A 3,508-nucleotide genomic window follows, 5' to 3' on the forward strand; every position below is an offset into this window, starting at 1 on the left:
TAAGTGGCATAATGGGAGGGCGATTCGTGGATCGTCACCGTGAGCCATGAACAGCACATTCCGGGCTACCCGCTCAGGATCATGTTCGCCACCTTCTTGCCCGAGAGCAGCATCCCGCCAAATATCGGCCCCATCCGCGGCCCGCCGAAGCAGGTGCAGACGCTCATGCCGGCCACATAGAGTCCGGGGAATATCTCCCCCGTCTTCTCCACAACGAACCTCTCGCCAGCCTCGATGTCCATCGGGCCCTCGCCGAAAACCGTCCCGTCAGGCCTTGGGCCCTCCGGAAGCTTCAGAATGCCTCGCCTCTTGAGTGTCTGGACGACGGCGGCGTCGTGGCCGGTCGCGTCGATGACGGCAGTCGCGCCAAAGACGAGCGGGTCTATTGGTAGCATTTCGGCCAGTGTGCTCTTGTTGACAACGGCACCAGTCACCCGCCCACTGTCGAGGCATACGTCCTCCACCCAGTGCAGGTTGAACATCTTCGCTCCCGCCCTCAAGGCCGATGCGCAGAGCGTGGAGGCGAGCTCTATCGCGTCCGCCACGAATAGGCCGTCGTTGGCCGCATTGTATCCTATCCCGAGGTCAGAGAGGATGCCGAGCGCGTCTTCACGAACAACTATCTTACTCATCGTCATGCCGCCACCCCATATCCCGCCCCCGGGCGAGAGGCGTTTCTCAACTATTGTTACCGAGCGGCCCGCCCGCGCGAGCCCCACGGCTGCCATGAGCCCAGAAGGCCCTGCCCCGGCAATGACAACGTCGCTGGCAAGGCTGCGCTGTAGCTGGTCGTAATACGAATCGACGATCGCTCGAGAGATCGAGACCCCGACCGGACCCTTGTTCATAGGTTGTCCCTCTTGAGTTATGTTAGTTCTTATGTTACAACACTTCCCTAATGACAAAGCCCGCTGGCTTTGGGAACCTGAATCTAATCGTGAGTTCAGCTGGGAGTCAACCAAGAGGCAAGGACTCGGGGCTTTTGTGATGCAATCGTGCGTCTTCTGAGCCAATACACGTGATTCGAGTGAATTATGTTTTATTTCGCCTACGGCTCGAACCTTGACTTTGAGCAGATGCACAACCGCTGCCCGAGCGCCGTCACCATCGCGATGGCCATTTTGCCCGAGCATCGTCTCGCATTCACCAGGTTTTCCGAGGCGCGAAACGGTGGCGTGGCGGACATCGTGCCTGCGCAGGTCGATCACGTGCAAGGCGCTCTCTATGACATCACGGATGACGATGCTGTGCGCCTCGACGGATTCGAGGGCGTCTCGGACGGCTGCTACGAGCGAATCACCGTCAAAATAACTCTCCGGGCGGGCGAGGTCCTCGAGGCATACACTTACAAGGCCTCCGAGCAGGGCCTATTCAAGCCCTCCAAAGCTTACATGCAGCAGATAATCACCGGCGCTCGCTACCACCAACTGGACAGCACATATATCGCCATGCTTGAGGCGCTCGAGACCGCCGACTGAGCGCGATGGCCGCTTCAAGGTTCGAGGTAGGTATCTATCAGAGGGTGGTGTCAAGCCACCGCGAATGAAAGCGGCGTCAAGCCGCCGCACTCCAAAAAGCAGTTGCCCGCCGTCCTCCAATCTGGTTTTTGGGACACCCAGCAATCATTGACGGGATCCGGGCCTTGCTGATAGATTTGAGGCGGATTCGTTGGGTTTTCTCTTCATGGGAGCTGCACACCTTGTCTAGGAATACGAGCGGGGACACGGAGATAACGCGGGCGGCGTCGGTCGTCGGGGCCGGCACGCTCCTGAGCAGGATACTGGGCCTTATCCGCGACGTTATTCTAACGAGCCTGTTTCCTGCGGGGACCTCGCTGGATGCGTTTGTGGTGGCGTTCAGGATACCGAACCTGTTCCGCCGGCTCTTCGGCGAGGGCGCGCTCAACGCAGCGTTCATCCCGGTTTTTTCCGAGTATTTGACGAAGCGGTCCAGGCGTGAGGCGTTCGACCTGGCCAGGACCGTGCTGACGGCGCTGCTTTTGATTCTGACTGCCATCACGGCGCTTGCGATCGTGTTTGCCCCGGAGTTTCTGAGGATACAGGTGCCCGGCTGGGCTGAGGCAGCGCAGTCAGGCGGGACAGAGAAGACGGAGCTAACAGCATGGCTTTTGAGGGTCATGTTCCCTTACGTTGTCCTCGTCTGCCTGACGGCACTTTGCGCGGCGATGCTGAACACGATGAGGCACTTCGCGTCTGGGGCTTTCTATCCCGTCCTTCTGAACGTCTCAATCATCGGCTCCGCGCTGCTTCTGACCGGCCATTTCAAGGAACCGGTCAGGGCGCTCGCGGTCGGCGTCATCGTTGGCGGAGTTCTACAGCTGTTGCTTCAGGCGCCGCCGCTCATCAGGCGAGGTTTCAGTTTCAGGCCAATGCTGAAGCTCAGGCATCCCGGATTTCGTCGAATACTCATGTTGATGCTGCCGGCAATGTTGGGCTTCGGGGTCGTCGAGATAAACGCTTACGTCGATATGCTTCTCGCATCCTTTCTCGCTCCGGGCAGCAATTCGTATCTTTTCTTCGCCAACCGGCTGGTGCAGCTTCCGCTGGCGCTCTTCGGAATAGCGGTGGCGACGCCGATTCTGCCGAAACTTTCCAAACTCTTCGCCCAAGGCAACACCGGTGAGTTTCAGAGAACATTCGGGCTGGGAATGCGGCTCATTGTCTTCTTCACGTTGCCATCGACCGCGGGGCTCATCATCCTCCGCAGGCCGATTGTGAACCTGCTGTTTGAACGAGGCGCATTCACGAGCGAAACGACTGATGCGGTGGCGTTCACGCTCCTTTTCTACGCGATGGGCGTTTTTGCGTTCGCCGCTGTGAAGACCATCGCCGCCGTTTTTTACGCCCAGAAGGACACCAAGACGCCGGTTGTCGTCGCGACGGTCGCGCTGGTCTCCAACGTGGTTCTAAACCTCATCCTGATGCAGTTTTTGGCCTACGGGGGTCTGGCGCTCGCATCGTCGATCTCGTCGTTCATCAACTTCGGCCTACTGATGTTCTTGGCCAGAAGAAGGACGACGCTGTCGCTGGCAACGGGCGACATCGCGGCCATGCTCAAATCCCTCGTTGCGGCGGCTGGCATGACGTTCGGGTGCGTTGCGCTATATGCTCTTGTCGGCTACGATTTCAGCGCCTCGTTTGGACACCGGCTTTTGCAGCTGGCGGCGATTATTGCGGGCTCTGTGGGGATACTGGCATCATGCAGCAAGCTCTTGGGCTGCGAGGAGCTGAAGCTCTTAGTCTCGTCATTCACCAGAAAGCGCGAAGGCCGGTGAGAGCAAATGTGTTCGCAATCTAGGCTAAGTTGAGTCTTGGGAGGGATTCATCCACAGATTACACAGATTGCGCAGATTGAAGGGGGATGGGTCGGTAGGGTGGAGAAGTTCTCGCTCGATGGCGGTCCGGCTTGTATCATGTGTAGCTTCTCCGGTTAATCTGCGTAATCTGTGTAATCTGCGGACAAAAGAGAGTTTGAGCAGATTGGGCGC

At 58.4% G+C, this 3,508-nt stretch carries 3 protein-coding genes; 2 read left to right on the forward strand and 1 reads right to left on the reverse strand.

Going from position 1 to position 3,508, the window contains the following annotated elements:
- Positions 1-65 precede the first annotated feature (65 nt).
- On the reverse strand, positions 66-848 hold the full coding sequence (locus VM163_10995) for a sulfide-dependent adenosine diphosphate thiazole synthase (protein ID HUT04405.1): 783 nt from the start codon (positions 846-848) through the stop codon (positions 66-68).
- A gap of 186 nt (positions 849-1,034) precedes the next feature.
- On the opposite strand from VM163_10995, the gene VM163_11000 reads away from it, so the two are divergent.
- Both VM163_11000 and murJ read left to right on the forward strand, forming a co-directional pair.
- A complete protein-coding gene (locus tag VM163_11000) occupies positions 1,035-1,478 on the forward strand; it encodes a gamma-glutamylcyclotransferase family protein (protein ID HUT04406.1) in 444 nt (147 codons plus the stop codon).
- Positions 1,479-1,699: 221 nt separating this feature from the next.
- Complete coding sequence (murJ, locus tag VM163_11005) at positions 1,700-3,295, forward strand: murein biosynthesis integral membrane protein MurJ (GenBank protein HUT04407.1); 1,596 nt, start codon at positions 1,700-1,702, stop codon at positions 3,293-3,295.
- Positions 3,296-3,508 lie beyond the last annotated feature (213 nt).

It is taken from the genome of bacterium, assembly GCA_035527515.1.
Classification (GTDB): domain Bacteria; phylum B130-G9; class B130-G9; order B130-G9; family B130-G9; genus B130-G9.

What these genes read in the sequence shown, in the direction of transcription:
- VM163_11000 (HUT04406.1), top strand. Translation starts at nt 1,035, where the DNA reads ATGTTTTATTTCGCCTACGGCTCGAACCTTGACTTTGAGCAGATGCAC.
- VM163_10995 (HUT04405.1), bottom strand. Translation starts at nt 848, where the DNA reads ATGAACAAGGGTCCGGTCGGGGTCTCGATCTCTCGAGCGATCGTCGAT.